At 54.5% G+C, this 14,035-nt stretch carries 12 protein-coding genes and 1 pseudogene; 6 read left to right on the top strand and 7 right to left on the bottom strand.

Annotation, left to right across the window (positions count from 1 at the left end; all coding sequences use genetic code 11):
* Positions 1 to 75 precede the first annotated feature (75 nt).
* Positions 76 to 1,452, top strand: a complete 1,377-nt coding sequence (locus BVH01_RS10560) for a GntP family permease (RefSeq protein WP_075930276.1) — start codon at positions 76 to 78, stop codon at positions 1,450 to 1,452.
* A 46-nt stretch (positions 1,453 to 1,498) separates the two neighbouring features.
* Here the strand turns inward: BVH01_RS10560 and BVH01_RS10555 are convergent, their stop codons facing one another.
* On the bottom strand, positions 1,499 to 2,284 hold the full coding sequence (locus tag BVH01_RS10555; protein WP_075930275.1) for an alpha/beta fold hydrolase: 786 nt from the start codon (positions 2,282 to 2,284) through the stop codon (positions 1,499 to 1,501).
* Between the two features lie 92 nt (positions 2,285 to 2,376).
* On the opposite strand from BVH01_RS10555, the gene BVH01_RS10550 reads away from it, so the two are divergent.
* The gene (locus BVH01_RS10550) at positions 2,377 to 3,816 is read left to right on the top strand and encodes an HD domain-containing phosphohydrolase (RefSeq protein WP_075930274.1); all 1,440 of its coding nucleotides are present in this window, start codon (positions 2,377 to 2,379) and stop codon (positions 3,814 to 3,816) included.
* Positions 3,817 to 4,956: 1,140 nt separating this feature from the next.
* Positions 4,957 to 6,255: an integrase gene (locus tag BVH01_RS10545; RefSeq protein ID WP_075931006.1), complete on the top strand. Its 1,299-nt coding sequence runs from the start codon at positions 4,957 to 4,959 to the stop codon at positions 6,253 to 6,255.
* A 237-nt stretch (positions 6,256 to 6,492) separates the two neighbouring features.
* Here the strand turns inward: BVH01_RS10545 and BVH01_RS10540 are convergent, their stop codons facing one another.
* From BVH01_RS10540 to BVH01_RS10525, 4 genes are read right to left on the bottom strand one after another with little or no spacing between them, the layout of a single operon-like run.
* Positions 6,493 to 7,227: a metallophosphoesterase gene (locus tag BVH01_RS10540; protein WP_075930273.1), complete on the bottom strand. Its 735-nt coding sequence runs from the start codon at positions 7,225 to 7,227 to the stop codon at positions 6,493 to 6,495.
* Between the two features lie 30 nt (positions 7,228 to 7,257).
* Positions 7,258 to 7,656, bottom strand: a complete 399-nt coding sequence (locus BVH01_RS10535) for a hypothetical protein (protein WP_075930272.1) — start codon at positions 7,654 to 7,656, stop codon at positions 7,258 to 7,260.
* Positions 7,653 to 8,048 (bottom strand): hypothetical protein, encoded by a 396-nt coding sequence (locus BVH01_RS10530; RefSeq protein WP_075930271.1) that lies wholly within the window; start codon positions 8,046 to 8,048, stop codon positions 7,653 to 7,655. Before BVH01_RS10530 ends, BVH01_RS10535 begins: the two co-directional genes overlap by 4 nt.
* Positions 8,049 to 8,062: 14 nt before the next feature.
* Positions 8,063 to 8,353 (bottom strand): hypothetical protein, encoded by a 291-nt coding sequence (locus BVH01_RS10525; protein WP_075930270.1) that lies wholly within the window; start codon positions 8,351 to 8,353, stop codon positions 8,063 to 8,065.
* A 167-nt stretch (positions 8,354 to 8,520) separates the two neighbouring features.
* Here BVH01_RS10525 and BVH01_RS10520 point away from each other — a divergent pair, with 167 nt between their 5' ends.
* Both BVH01_RS10520 and BVH01_RS10515 read left to right on the top strand, forming a co-directional pair.
* Positions 8,521 to 8,979 (top strand): helix-turn-helix domain-containing protein, encoded by a 459-nt coding sequence (locus BVH01_RS10520; RefSeq protein ID WP_075930269.1) that lies wholly within the window; start codon positions 8,521 to 8,523, stop codon positions 8,977 to 8,979.
* Positions 8,980 to 9,758: 779 nt separating this feature from the next.
* On the top strand, positions 9,759 to 10,754 hold the full coding sequence (locus BVH01_RS10515) for a hypothetical protein (protein ID WP_075930268.1): 996 nt from the start codon (positions 9,759 to 9,761) through the stop codon (positions 10,752 to 10,754).
* 127 nt (positions 10,755 to 10,881) lie between these two features.
* Here the strand turns inward: BVH01_RS10515 and BVH01_RS10510 are convergent, their stop codons facing one another.
* Both BVH01_RS10510 and BVH01_RS10505 read right to left on the bottom strand, forming a co-directional pair.
* Positions 10,882 to 12,210 carry a hypothetical protein gene (locus tag BVH01_RS10510; RefSeq protein ID WP_075930267.1) on the bottom strand — a complete coding sequence of 443 codons (1,329 nt, stop codon included), beginning with the start codon at positions 12,208 to 12,210 and terminating at the stop codon, positions 10,882 to 10,884.
* Positions 12,211 to 12,361: 151 nt separating this feature from the next.
* Positions 12,362 to 12,775, bottom strand: a pseudogene (locus tag BVH01_RS10505) (DDE-type integrase/transposase/recombinase); the annotation flags it as partial.
* Positions 12,776 to 12,809: 34 nt separating this feature from the next.
* Between BVH01_RS10505 and BVH01_RS10500 the strand changes: the two are divergent.
* On the top strand, positions 12,810 to 13,925 hold the full coding sequence (locus BVH01_RS10500) for a pentapeptide repeat-containing protein (protein ID WP_075930266.1): 1,116 nt from the start codon (positions 12,810 to 12,812) through the stop codon (positions 13,923 to 13,925).
* Positions 13,926 to 14,035 lie beyond the last annotated feature (110 nt).

The following is a 14,035-nucleotide window of genomic DNA, read 5'->3' as shown; positions in this document are numbered from 1 at the left end:
GCGACATGAATATCAAGCATCAGGCTGCACCGTACTGTTCATCCCATGCTGCAAGCATAGAGGAGGGCGCTCACCATGAATGAGGTGACCACCACCCTTGGCGCCGGACCGCTACTGTCCATCGCCGCCGGCGCCGTCCTGCTGCTATTGCTGATGATCATCCGCTTCCGCCTGCATGCCTTTCTGGCACTGGTGCTGGTGAGCATTTTCACCGCACTGGCAACGCAGATTCCCTTCGACAAGATCGTACCGACGCTACTCGGCGGCTTCGGCACCACGCTCGCGGCGGTGGCCTTGCTGGTCGGCCTCGGCGCGATGATCGGCCGGCTATTGGAGATTACCGGCGGTGCCCAGGTGCTGGCCGACACGCTGATCAACAAGTTCGGGGAGCATCGGGCGCCGTTCGCCCTGGGAGTGGCTTCGCTGTTGTTCGGCTTTCCGATCTTCTTCGATGCCGGCCTGATCGTGATGTTGCCGATCATCTTCAGCGTGGCCAAGCGTTTCGGTGGCTCCACTCTCAAGTACGCCTTGCCAGCCGCCGGTGCCTTCGCCGCCATGCACGCGCTGGTGCCGCCACATCCTGGCCCGGTCGCCGCGGCTGAGCTGCTCGGCGCCAACATTGGTCTGCTGGTCATCGTCGGCACCGTCATCGCGCTGCCAACCTGGTATTTCGGCGGCTATCTGTTCGGGCTGTGGGCCGGCAAGCGCTACGACCTGAAACTGCCGGCCAGCTTTCTGACCGATGTGCCGCGTGACAACAGCGTGACGCCACCGGCGTTCTCGCTGGTGCTGACCATTCTGTTGATGCCGCTGGTGTTGATCTTCCTGGATACCGGCCTCAATACCCTGACCGTCATTGGCGCAGTGGATGGCGGCAGCAGCTGGGTGCAATTCCTGCGCATGCTCGGCAAAACCCCAGTGGCACTGCTGATTACCGTGCTGTTCGCGCTGATCGCCTTCAGCGGCCGACATAGCCGCAAGCACCTGGAAACGGTCTGCGAAGGGGCGCTCGGCCCGATCTGCTCGATCATTCTGGTGACAGGGGCAGGGGGCATGTTCGGTGGCGTGCTGCGCACCAGCGGTATCGGTGACGCGCTGGCTGGCACCCTGTCGGACACCGGCATGCCGGTCATCCTCGCTGCCTTCGTGATCTCTGCGGCGCTGCGCGTAGCCCAGGGCTCGGCCACCGTCGCACTGACCACCACAGCCGCCCTGGTGGCACCGATGGTTGCCGCCACGCCCGGGCTCAGCGAGTTCGACCTGTGCTTCATCGTAGTTGCCATCGCCGGTGGCGCTACCGTGCTGTCTCACGTCAACGACTCGGGGTTCTGGCTGGTCAGCCGCTTCCTGGAAATGGACGAGAAGACCACTCTCAAGACCTGGACCGTGATGGAAACCCTGCTCGGTGGCATCGCCTTCACCCTGGCGGTCATTGGCAGCCTGATCCTGTAGCGTGAAAGGCCGATGCCGTCATGGTGATGACGGCGTCGGCGCGGGTTTACCTATCTCGATCATCGCCGGCAACCGCATGCACCGCCTCGAGAATCACCTTGGCGACCTCGGCCGGCCGGGACTGCTGCGGCACATGGCTGCTGTTCACTTCGCTCAGCGTTGCGCCGATGCGCTTGGCGGAAGAGCGCTGAACGTCCGGGTGAATCATCCGATCCTGAGTGGCCAGCAGATACCAGGACGGCTTGATCTTCCAGGCCGCGACACTGGTCTTTTCCTCGAAGGCCGATGCCTTGATCGGCCCTTGGGTCGCGGTCATCACCGCCGTCTGGGCGGCAGGCAGATCCTGGGCGAAGTCGGTGGCCATGCCTTGGGGCGTCAAGTAGATGAAGCCATTGCCATCGGTCTTCAACTGGCTGATACCGGGAGGCGTCGGCGCACCTTTTCCTTGTTCGCCACTGGTCTGGCCGGCATCCGGCGCAAAGGCCGCAACATACACCAGCGCGCCGACCTTGTTATCGTCACCGGCTTCGCTGATCACCGTGCCGCCCCAGGAATGGCCGACCAGCACCACCTTGCCGGTCTGGTTGTTGAGCACTCTTTTGGTAGCCCCGACGTCATCGGCCAGCGAGGTAAGGGGGTTCTGCACCACGGTAACGGTCACGCCTTGCGCCTGCAGCAATGGCACCACCTTGGCCCAGTCGGAGCCATCGGCGAACGCGCCGTGGACGATCACCACCGAGGGCGAAGCATCGGCCGCCTGGCTGGCGGCAACGGTGAAGGTAGTGCCCAGTGCGAGCGCGAGTGCAGCGATTTGCGATCCGAAGGTTTTCATTGGGTAAACTCCTGCGTGGGTGAGGCTCCAATTCTGCTGAGCGCGCCACATGGCCGGTATCGGTCATTTATCCGACCTGGAGACTTTCTGCCGTGACTGACGCTTCGCACCTTGTCGTCTCCACCGGCGCCGCGTTGGCGGCCATTTCCCAGGTTGGTGACCTGAGCATGGGCCAGCCACTGGGCCATTCGATGCGCGTTGCCAGGTTGGCGCGGCAATTGGCGCAAGCGAGCCTGGGCGAGGGCGGTCATCTAGACATCGCCGAGTACGCGGCTTTGCTGCGTTGGTCCGGTTGCACGGCCAACGCCGAGGGTTTCAGCCATCTGCTGGGGGACGACGTGGACGGCCGCCGCGCGATGCTCGATCAGACCCTCGGCGCTGCGCCCATGCGTGCAGTACACGAAGCCGGCTCGCTCGCCGTCGTGCACTGCGAGGTATCGGAGCAGGTAGCAAGCACGCTAGGGCTGGGCACGGACGTCGAGGCAACGTTGTACCGGATATTCGAAACTTATGACGGTTCCGGCCGACCTGCCGGGCTGAAGCACGGGCAAATTCCCGATGCGGTCTACCACGTGGTACTGGCCGGCGACCTGGAGATTCTCAGCCGCACTCACGGCCTGAAAGCGGCGATGGAGTGGATTGGCGGGCAGGGTGACAGGCGCTATCCCGCAGCGCTTGCCCGACTGCTGCAACGTCATGCCAGCGCCTGGCTCGATCAATTGCATGGCTGTGAACCACCGCAGAGCCCGGCGCAAGCCGAAAGCCAAGTGTCGCTGAGTCTGGTCGGTGACGTGATCGATCTCAAGTTGCCCTGGTTGGCAGGCCATTCTCGGCAGGTCGCGGACATGGCCATCGAGGCGGGACGCCTATGGGGCCTACCGGAACACGCGCTGATCGACGTCGGCAAGGCCGCGCTACTACATGGCCTGGGGCGCGCAGCCGTCTCCAACCAGGTCTGGAACAACCCCGCAGCTTTGCCATACGGCGCCCTGGAACGTGTTCACCTTGTGCCGTACTGGACGCAAAAGGCCTGCAAACCCATCGCCGAACTGGCCCGCCCTGGAGAAATCGCCGCCCATGCCTACGAACGCCTGGACGGCAGCGGCTATTTCCGTGGTTCGTCAGCTGATTCGTTGTGCACCGAATACCGTTTGCTTGCAGCTTCGGTTGCCTGGGTCGCATTGCGTAGCACCAGGCCTTGGCGAACGGCCCACGATATGTCTCAGGCACAACGCGAACTGAGGCAGGACGCCAGTCGCGACATCTTCGACAGCGATATCTGCGAAGCCGTGATTGCAGCCGCCCAAGGCAAACGACGGCTGTCGCAATCCAGAAGCGCGCTGCTGACCGCACGTGAATGCGACATTCTCACCGAAATCAGCCGTGGAGCCAGCAACAAGGAAGTGGCGCGCAACCTGTCGATCAGCCCGAGCACCGTGCGCACGCATATGGAGAGCATCTTTCGCAAATTGGAGTGTTCGACGCGGGCGGCAGCCACGTTGAAGGGACTGACACTGGGGCTGATTGCTTAGAGGGTTTTGCAGCGGATGATTACGAGAAAATGGCAGGGAAGAATGGCTAGCATCGCTCAGCCATAACTTCGCATAATGTATATTATGTTAAATCGCCTATCACGATCTATAGCAGCATCTGAATGCTCATCCTCACTCCCTGCGAGAGTTGCGAAATGAGGAGACTCTTCCCGAAATGTCACTAACGTGCTGAATCTAAAGGAAAAATGGAACATGTGCTCTGCCCGGAATGGAAGATTTTTAAATTAATCAGTAGACACGTCATCGGTGGCCTATCACTTAACCTATTGATTTAAATAGAAATCTATCCGTGCCTTTCCAAGAGGAATTGCTTAAGAAATTTAGGCGAAATGAGTAGACGATTTTTCTCGAAGATATCTCTTGACATAGAAAATACTCAACTAATTCAATTGGTAACGTGCCATTTGAATTAATGAGTAGACATTCCACTAGGCTCTATTTTTGCACTAATCGGTAGACCTTCCACCTAAAAAGAGCCTCCGGTTTACATTCGCTGAAACTGTGGCAACGATTTCTAGGTCTCGTAGACACCTTGTGAGGTCCACGCAGATCAGGGGCTCGGGCAACTCTAGGCCCTGGGTCGCCCATCGCCTAGCCTAAAACTGCAAGATTCGGTAGGCATCCGGGATGCTTAAAAACGATTCTGCATTTTTGAGAAATGAGTAGACATTCACCATGCATTTCATAGGAATCCGCCCCTGTAGGCCAGGAAATCCGACGGCACCCCATATTTTAAATTAATGAGTAGACATTCCTCAGGGCGCATATTTTTAAATAAACGAGTGGACATTCACCTTGTGGCAGAGCCTCCTATTTGCATATGAATGTATTGCCTGCTGCATGGCTAGCATCGTTCGGCTGGAATTTATTTAATGTCTATCGATTCGTAATTCTTGAGTTTTTATTTTGCGTGGCCATCGGTTTCAAATGGTTGGCAAGCTTAAAGACTTTTAGGTTCTAAAGTTTTTACAATGGCACTGTAGTTGCGGACTGGGGTTTTGACGGTTACCATCCAGTATACTTTTTAGGTCGGGAGGTGAGAGTAAATGAACACCCCTACCCTAACTTCCAATTACTGTCATAACTGGAAGTTCTCCAATTGAGCTCCTGGTGGTTCTGATGAATGGTTTGCCGATACCTCTGTTTGATACATATGAGTCCTTTGTGGACCAGAACTTCAGTGTCTACGAGCCCGAGAACTCATGTATAGCTGAGTATCTGCGCACCTTTCCAGATGAACTGTGCGCAGTACAAGGGTATCTAGCCGTACGCTCATTTCTCAGGGCCTATTCGTACGTGCCCACCACATTCGCGTCTTATCGAACAGCTGTAGAAAGGTTGCTGCTTTGGACTCTGATTGTTAAGAAAAAACCATTGTTCGCGCTTAAACGCCAAGATGCACAAGACTACTTGGACTTTTGCCGAAATCCGCTACCTGACTGGATTGGGCCGGTTACAAGAAGTCGCTTCATCAGTAAGTCCGAGATGTCCTCAGGGACTGAATTCTCTATGCTTCCTAATCCAAATTGGAGGCCATTTAATGTTAAAGCCTCTAAGTCGGATATTCGCAGTGACTGTGTTGATCAGCCTGAGACTGTTCAGCGCTACAGTCCCTCCAAGGGGACGATGGCTCAAGTTTTCTCTATTTGTAGCCGCTTTTACGAGTTCTTGATTGAGGATGGTGCTGCCCAAGCCAATCCTTTCAGAATGATCAAAAAGGCCGGTCGTTCGAATGATGTCCCAGAAGACATAAGCGCGACACGAGCACTTACACCACTACAGTGGGACTATGTGCTAGAAAATGCCGAGCAGATGGCGCAGGAGGAGCCTCATCGACATGAGCGCACCCTCTTCATCCTGGCGACTCTTTTCTCGATGTATTTGAGAGTCTCGGACCTCGTGGGCCGCAGGAATTGGAAGCCTACCATGGGCGACTTTCGCCAGGATCCTGAAGGCAATTGGTGGTTCTTCGCCGTAGGCAAAGGCAACAAATCAGGAAAGATTGCAGTGCGCGATGCCTACATCACGCGCTATTTGACGCGCTATCGTCGCTTTCTAGGGCTGTCAGATTTACCGTCGGCGGGTGAATCGACGCCTCTTATTAAAACCTTGAGCGGACGGTCTGGCTTGTCGGACCGGCAGGTCCGCGCCCTCCTCCAAGCTGTGTTTGACCGGACGTTGAATCAGATGCGACTTGAAGGCCGAGCAGCCCATGAGATGGAGGCGCTGAAATTTGCTTCAGCACATTGGCTGCGCCACACGTCGGCGACGTTCGATGCGCCGCTGCGCAACGCAAAGGACCTTCAGACAGATCTTCGACACAGCAACCTGAGTACCACCCAGAACACCTATTATCACTCGCATGATCAAGAGCGGGCCTTGTCGATAAAAAAACTTGAGATGCGCGATCGTGGCTAAGGAGATCGCGGATGCGGCCTGTATTCGCCCGCTGTAAAAGCCTTGCCTGCAAGGAGCACTGGTTGTGCACTGTGTAGCCGTGAGTGGGCCGCACCCATTGAGGCTAGAGCATCCTCTCGGGACTAATCTGCTCTCCCCTCGCCCCAGGATCACGAGATCTAGGACGCCTGTAATGTGGGCAATCCCAATCATTTAGCGCCTCGCACTCGTTCGGTTAGGGGGCTGTCTTGTCCCCCCCTACAGCTCGATCACGAGATCAGCACGGAATCCCGACTGTTCGCCCGGATACCCCCGAGGATTCGACACAAACCTTGTGCCGTCTATGACTACGTCGACCGCATGGTGCGTGTGCCCGAAAATCCACAGATCAATCTTCTCGCTCAAAAACTCGATCCATTCATTTGCATAAGCAGCATCCAGCCCGCCGTAGTCAGGCCAGCTCGGCAGCAAGCGAAGTAAAGGAGCATGGTGAGTCACCACCACGGTTTTTCCCGCAAATGGAACGCGCGCCTGCTCCAGTAGCCACGACCGTGATTCGTCAGCAATGGCTTGCGTGTCCGATGCGCGCAAGCGGCGAAAGCCTGGTTCAAGGCGTATCACTCTGTAGTCGTTCATCGAGGACTGAGCATTCAAAACGTTGAGAGGAAAACTGCCGAAGGCCCTGAAGTCAGTCCATGCCGTGCAGCCGATGAATCTAACGTCTTGGTGTACGAAAATTTCTCGCTCTAGAAAGTGCACGTGTCCCTGTGCACCCTCTTGCAGCTTTCTATATGCGCCTTGGAGTGAAGCACCGTAGGCATCATGATTGCCTGCGACCAGTACTGTCGGTACCTTGAAGCGACCGCTCGCCCACACAGATGCGCGCCCTTTCGTGTAGACGTCTCCGGCCAGAACGACGACATCAGCATCGATTTCGGCTGGCATGTAGCTCGCAAATTCTAGGTGCAGGTCGGACAGGATATGAATCTTCACAAGTACCCCAGGCTCATCTCAAGACACAGGTCAGTGCAGTGTTCGCTCTGCTTCTGCTGGCACATAGCGCTGCTGTCCGTCGCCGAGCAAGATGTACGTGGTGTTTCGCGTCTGAAAAATGAACTGCTCACGAAAGCTCGTGAGAGCTGACGTCCGGACGAAGCCCCCTTCAGGCCAGCGGCACATCCCGTCAAAGACAACATTGCTTGAATAGAGCATGACTGGATAGATTCCTTGGGCTCTCAGCCTAGTGAAGCTAACCGAGCTGATGTCGTACTCAACCCAGATCCAGTCGCGAACGAGGCAAAACCGTCCATCAGGAAAGTTTTGTTGTGCATACGTAAAAGCTTCCTTATCGGTCATCGCACTGCCGATGAGCACATCTCCGTCGCGGCGAGGCCCAATGCTATCTAAGACCACACAGCTCATGCTTCACCAACCTCTTTCTGGCGAAAAAACTCCGCAAGTTCTAGGGCGTTAACGAGCTGATCCACGTCCGCTGCCGTGGTGAAGACTTGATCGTGAACAATCTTGCCTACCCGGTTCTTGATAATCGCTTTAAGGCGCTCCTCCGGATTGTTTGGGCTAAAGATCAGTCGGTCGTAAACGATGAAAGCAAGCTCATCGACAGCTTTCTCTAGCTGATCTTGGCGGACTTGGTCAGTAGTACACCCAAAGTAATGAGCGAACTGCTTTTGCAGTCGCATACGAATTATTTCTTCCTTTCCTGCGACGGCCTGCATGGCGCGCCAACCAATGATTGCGTCAAGCAGCTGGCCAGCCCCCGCTTGGGAGGTTGCAGAGTTATTGTGCTGTTCCACTGTTCTTCCTAATTTCAAGTCAGTGTTGATTGGGCGCTAGGTGGCGAATCTGGTTGCGGTGAGGCAAGTAGCTCGTACGCGCGACGACTCAAAAACGAGCTTTCGTCGAACAGCACCTGAATGGCTTGGAGATAGCCATTCGGCAACTCCGCATCTAGCTCATGCAACGGTGCGCTCAAGCCGACGCTGAAAACCCCCGCACTGAGCATCGCCAGGTCAGCCTGAGCGCCGAACCTGGAGGCAATGACGCTGTTCGCATCAACACCAGGTTCAGAAACGCGTGCTTCTGTTGCTTGAGACTGCATCCGTTACTCCTGCCTCGCCATGCCAAAAACATCGAAAAGCGCTATTTTGATAAATGCTTATTGACAAACCAGTTCTGATAAGTCATGTCAGCAAAATGGATACTATTCCGGCACGACGTGCCGAGTCAAAGGTGGCTTTATGATTTCCTTTGCGTGTTGGGAAGATCATGAATTATCGGCAGGCGTTGGGAGAGGCGATTCGAGACGCTCGTATCAACCTGGGTCTTAGCCGGGACGCGTTCGCAGAATTCACGAGCCGGTCTTACGTGAGGGAGATCGAGCGTGGCTTAACGACGGTTGGAATGGATATGCTCGTGTCAATTGCTGAGCGTCTGGGTGTTTCGCCGGTTGAGCTCATGCTTGTTGCAGAAGCGAGGTTGGCGGGCGAAGAATTGAAGGCGCATGCTCGCATGCAAATGAAACAGCTCCTTCGCCGCGATAAGGCAGGCGTTTGGAACCCAGTCACAAGGAAGAGCGCCGCCCAGGGGCTCAAAGGTAGCAAAGCGGAGATGACCCAGGCCAAGGTCGCGCGACTACAAGGTGCCGGGCTGTCGCAGGCACAAGCGGCGAAGACCTTAGGCGTTTCGATGAGAACTGTAGGAAGATATTGGCTCAAGCCTGATTAGGCGTGGCGATTGATCAAGACGTGCACCATGTCGGCGGCCTGCGCTGACTGAGCGTCCCTACAAAGGGCCTACCGATGAACACCCTCACCAAATGGATTTTTACGCGGCTCTGGGGAGCACCTGGTTCTCGTCTATCGCCAGAAGATCGCGAAATTTCAGAAAGCATCAGGAAGCTCAAAACCCTTAGGGTTAACGGACTCCACATTTCAATAGATCCCTCCGAAGTCGTCACCGAGCAGTACATCGAAGACCGTAAACAGGCACGCAGATTGCTGAGCAGGTAACTCTGCCTGAAGGCCGCTATTAAGTCTGAGAGCAGCGTCGGCGCGACTACGCCCAGGTCAGCACTCCCCTTCTCTTTATAGGAATCGGTGACCATTGTACGAGGCTGAGCTCACCCGCAGGCAGGAAGACCCCCGATCGTAAGCTTCGCCCTCAGAAGACGTCCTCTGCGTAATCCTTGAGCCAGAGATCGTGATCTGCTCCCGTCCTGCCCTACCTCGCTCCAGGTCCACACAGAACATTAGGTCGGCTCGATGTGGAGGCTCATGGACATACATGACCTACCACGAGGAAACCGACGTGGGCCGAGTGCAATTGTGATGAAAGCACTTGGTTCACTAGATCACTAGACAGAAAGCAGGCCTGGATGAGCTCGTACGTGCGTTACTGAAAACGAAAGCTGGATACCCAAACAGGCTGATTGAATAACCAGCTCAAGGCATATACGATCCGCAGAACAGTACGGTAATGGCATGTCGCCATCAGGAGCATACTGCATGCGAAGCTTTGAATCCAACATCTCCGAGATCAGATCCCTTGGCGAACTGGCAACACTGTTTGAGATTGCCTCGGATGAAATCCTGACAAAGAACAACTATCTGCGACCTGTACGCTCGTACGAACTGATCAAAGCTGACGCAAGGTGCCAGTATCTAAAGGGGAATAAAAACTGTGGCCAGTCGCACCAGCATGGCTACGTAGTGGAAACCTTGGATGGCAAACAGGTTCTCATAGGCCATTGCTGCGCACACAAGCACCTAGGCTTGGACGACGAAAAAATCAAAAACGAGTTCCAGCAGGTTTCGGCCGCGGATCGTGAAGCTCTACGTCGAGCCAAGGTGGAGCAGCTTTTGGCCCAGAAGGATGAGTTCACCCAAGAGGTCAAACTGATCCTCTCTGATGTCAGAAACCTGCGAGACTCGGCGTTTAAAGTCACCGAGGCATTACCTCGTCAACTGGTTTCTGCTCTACACGAGCGATGGAAGCGCAATGCACTGAAAGTGATGTGGGAGTATCTGGTTGTTAGAACGGGTGATGACGGTACGGGAAAAAAAATAAAGGAGAACAGCTGGTATCCGCATGACTGTGGAACCCTTAAAGGCTTGGGCCCTTGGCTGAGTATTGAAGATGAACACTTTACATCTCAGCTCTATTCCTTTCTTCACGCGCTCCAAAAAATTCCAGAGAAAAAGAAACTGAACAAAGAGGAGCTGGCGTATGCTGAGGTGGTCTTAAACGATTTGGCGAGCTTGAAGGTAATAAAACGGGAAGTGAATGCACAGAATGAGGCTATTTCCGAATTCAAAAAGCTACCGAATATGTTAATCACGGTTCAGATGTTTGGTAATCGGTTACTGCGCGCTGAAATCGTGGAAAAAATTTATTTGTTGGCTGGTGAGTCTTTAGCGATGGCGCCTAATCGTGTAGTAGACGCTATAGATCAGTCTATAAGGCAGCGATACTCCGCCTCAGGCTTAAGAATTGCCGCTTAAAGATCATTTGCTTATCTGAAAGACGTTCTGACCCTTTTACCTTCGCAGCAGGCGAGCGGCAAGCTCCTTGATTCGTAGAAAAACAGACTAATCTTGCCTGCTAGAAGCTTAGCTCGGTGCTGCGCCCTCAGATTATCAACGTTTCCTCAACCTCTACAGATGGCGAAGGAAACAGTACCTCCCGGTCGCGGTTGCGGAGCACAAGGTGATGACGGATACCCGACGCTGGCGACGACCAGTTTCCCACCATAGCCTCGCCGTCTCGCTGCATCAGAACGTAGATATCCGCTTTTTGATAGAAATAGTGGCGAGGGGGAACGGGGGCGCTCAAGGAACCGTTGGTTATATAAAGTTCAGAAGGCTTTTGCGACAAACAGCCCACAGGTGTATCGATGCTGAGAAGGCTAATTTTCTTCTCTCGCACTGCTTTGATAAAACCTTGATGTCCACTCGTAAAAGCGTAATCAAAATAGGTATTTATTATGCTATTGGAGTCGTTTCTTATCACCGATGGTTGGTGGAAAAAAACAGCATCAAACCCGTAATCTTGCGCGTCATCTGTGAGCATGGTTTCAGCGGCCTGCTTGAGCACTGCGACCTCAATGGAACTGTGAACGCGGATCCATAGGTATCGAAAATAATCGTCACTGTATCTGAGATGAGCGCCCATATTTTCGGCAGCTTCCTTCAATCTGGATTCGGCATTTTTAAGTGCGTTGCGGTGTTGAGGGCACCAAATGGTTACCTGGCTGGATCTGAACGTCGATGCTCTAGGTTCTCTTGAACGAGGCATTGTCCTGAAAGTCAGTGTGCTACCTTTGAACGTATACTTGTCTGGGCGTTGAAGTATGTCGCCCACGAAGGTAATGAGCCGTTCGAATGTCTCCGGCCCGATGTGTGCATTTGACTCTAAGTAAAGTTCACCATCTACCTTTAGCACTCTTAAACGCTGATCGAATGCCGCTTTGAGTCGGTCGCCGAACTGATGAAACGCTGCTTCGTGCGAACTCAGCCCTTGGTTTTTGATGGAAATATAGTATTTGAAACCGCTAGGGAATTGGACCTGAAGGTCGTAGCCTTTTTGATTTCCCTTAGCCGGAGCGACCTCCCCCTGCTGCGACTTAATGGAGCCGCAGGTCAATATCTCGGTGGTGAAACCATGGGCATTCGATACGCCAGATTTGACCTTTCTAGCCGTCTGCCTAAGCCAGCCAGCATGTTTCGGCGCTAGTTCCTGAATGCATTTGCCTAGCCCGAAAAGCTCGCAGGTAGATAGCCAATCCTTGCGCTTCCAAAGCGCTTGAAGGCGGTGTTGTTCCTTCCCTTCCTGCCCCTCTAGCCACTCGGCCCCGAACAGGCCTTCAACTGCCGCGATGCACTCCGTAGCGAACTCAGCAGGATGCTCTTGTTGAGAGTCCCTGAGGTGAGAGGTATCCCTTCCAAAACGATCCAACATGTAATATGTCCCGCAGCCTTTGATTTTAGATTCGCGTAATCGCTGGGTGGTCGACTCAAGACATGCCCCCTGTCGTGCGAAATTATGGGTGAGGTCGATGCAAGAGTGGAGCACGTCGGCATGCTACCAGTGTAGTGGTCAACTGTAGTGTTCAACCTATCCCGGACAGTGGGTCAAGTTTTTCTTCGGCCACCGCAGGTGGTAATCCGTCGTTGAACTGATGCGGCCTGATCCAGTTGTAACGGTGCATCAGGTAATGACTGATGTCCCGTTGAGCTTCCTGAGCGGTTAGGTATCCGGTCGTTGGAACCCATTCCGACTTCAGGCTTCGGAACAGGCGCTCCATCGGCGAATTGTCCCAGCAATTACCCCTACGACTCATGCTCTGCTGAATCCGATAGCGCCAAAGCCTCTGGCGAAACAGCCGGCTGGCGTACTGGCTACCCTGATCCGAATGGAACATTACCTGTTGCGGCTTGCCGCGTTGCCCGTAAGCCATATCCAGCGCCCTGATGACGTTAGAGGTTCTGATCTTGAAGATGCAGCGTCGGTGATAGAGTGCCATCCATCATCGGAGCACTACAGGCGAATTGGCAAAAGTGGACAAAGACGGCTTCAAATTTGATCTACAGACACAGCGGTTCTTGGTGAATCGCTGGGACACTGAGGTTGGCTCACGTGTGCGTGATGAGGTGCTGGAGGGACTCAAAAGCTCGACTGATATCCGGTCAGTCCTCGATCCATACGTCCTGAAGCACAAGGACAACATCGAGCCATATGGCTATCCAATCTATCCGCCTGATGCGATGACCGAAGGCGATTTTTGGGTGCTGACACAAGACGACCTACGCGGCATCAGGTTCTACAACGAGGACGTCTCGAATACGCCGTCCCTTGCAAAGAAAGCCCTCAGCTATGCGTCGTTCTATAACTGCAACCTGAGCGGGTCGAGTCTTGAGATGACTGAGCTTTCTTATGCACGATTTGAAAAATGCGATCTCACCGATACGGCCGTCGTGGCCTCCGGAGGCTTCTGCACGCGCATGACTGACTGCACAGCAGTCAACGCCAGCTTCTGGTTGTCTGGGTTCCGTGAATGCGATTTTTCAGGAACGGACCTACGTGGCGCCTATTTTGACGGCACGCTGATTGAGGACATGAAGGTTAATTACCTGACTCGCTTCGACCTCACCCTTCGACGTAAATGGAAAAAACGCACGCTCCCCGCAGACCAACAGCCTGACCTTCTGCGCAGCATTCGAATGGCTTATGAACGAGCAGAGCTCTGGTCCCAAGCGGATGGCTATTTTTATCGTGAGAAAACCGAACAGCGAAAGCACGTCCTGTGGCCACATCTTAAGCGTCAACGCTGCGCCTCTGCGGTATCGATGTGGTCCCAAAGCCTTGTGTCGGGTGTCCTTTCTGGATATGCGACGAAACCACTTCGCGTATTGGTATGGGGGATGCTGGTTTCCATCCTTTTCACGTGCCTTTATGCATGGCTCGGCGTACCGACCGCGAGGGAATCAATCCAAGACAGGTATCTTGAGTCGCTCTATCTCTCGCTCACCACGTTTACGACGCTTGGGTTTGGCGACGTCACGTATGGCGTGGGTTCGCCTTGGCTCAGAGTGCTGACCACCGTGGAGGCATTGATTGGCGCGATATGGATCTCGCTTTTTGTGGTTGTCCTAGCGAAAAAAGTATTCCGCTAGGACTCCTCGGGCAGCCGGCTGGGTTGTGCACCCAGGCTTTCTGATAACAGAGCGCTTTCCTGGAATGCTCCAGCCCGCGCTCTTTCAACACCTGCGAATGACCGCCTCCT

Source organism: Pseudomonas sp. PA1(2017) (assembly GCF_001945375.1).
Classification (GTDB): domain Bacteria; phylum Pseudomonadota; class Gammaproteobacteria; order Pseudomonadales; family Pseudomonadaceae; genus Aquipseudomonas.
Note: the sequence above shows the minus strand (reverse complement) of the source record. Positions and strands in the feature narration are given on the sequence as shown.

Coding starts and splice junctions, on each gene's coding strand:
- BVH01_RS10560 (WP_075930276.1), top strand. CDS start 76: ATGAATGAGGTGACCACCACCCTTGGCGCCGGACCGCTACTGTCCATC.
- BVH01_RS10555 (WP_075930275.1), bottom strand. CDS start 2,284: ATGAAAACCTTCGGATCGCAAATCGCTGCACTCGCGCTCGCACTGGGC.
- BVH01_RS10545 (WP_075931006.1), top strand. CDS start 4,957: ATGAATGGTTTGCCGATACCTCTGTTTGATACATATGAGTCCTTTGTG.
- BVH01_RS10535 (WP_075930272.1), bottom strand. CDS start 7,656: ATGAGCTGTGTGGTCTTAGATAGCATTGGGCCTCGCCGCGACGGAGAT.
- BVH01_RS10525 (WP_075930270.1), bottom strand. CDS start 8,353: ATGCAGTCTCAAGCAACAGAAGCACGCGTTTCTGAACCTGGTGTTGAT.
- BVH01_RS10520 (WP_075930269.1), top strand. CDS start 8,521: ATGAATTATCGGCAGGCGTTGGGAGAGGCGATTCGAGACGCTCGTATC.
- BVH01_RS10515 (WP_075930268.1), top strand. CDS start 9,759: ATGCGAAGCTTTGAATCCAACATCTCCGAGATCAGATCCCTTGGCGAA.
- BVH01_RS10510 (WP_075930267.1), bottom strand. CDS start 12,210: ATGTTGGATCGTTTTGGAAGGGATACCTCTCACCTCAGGGACTCTCAA.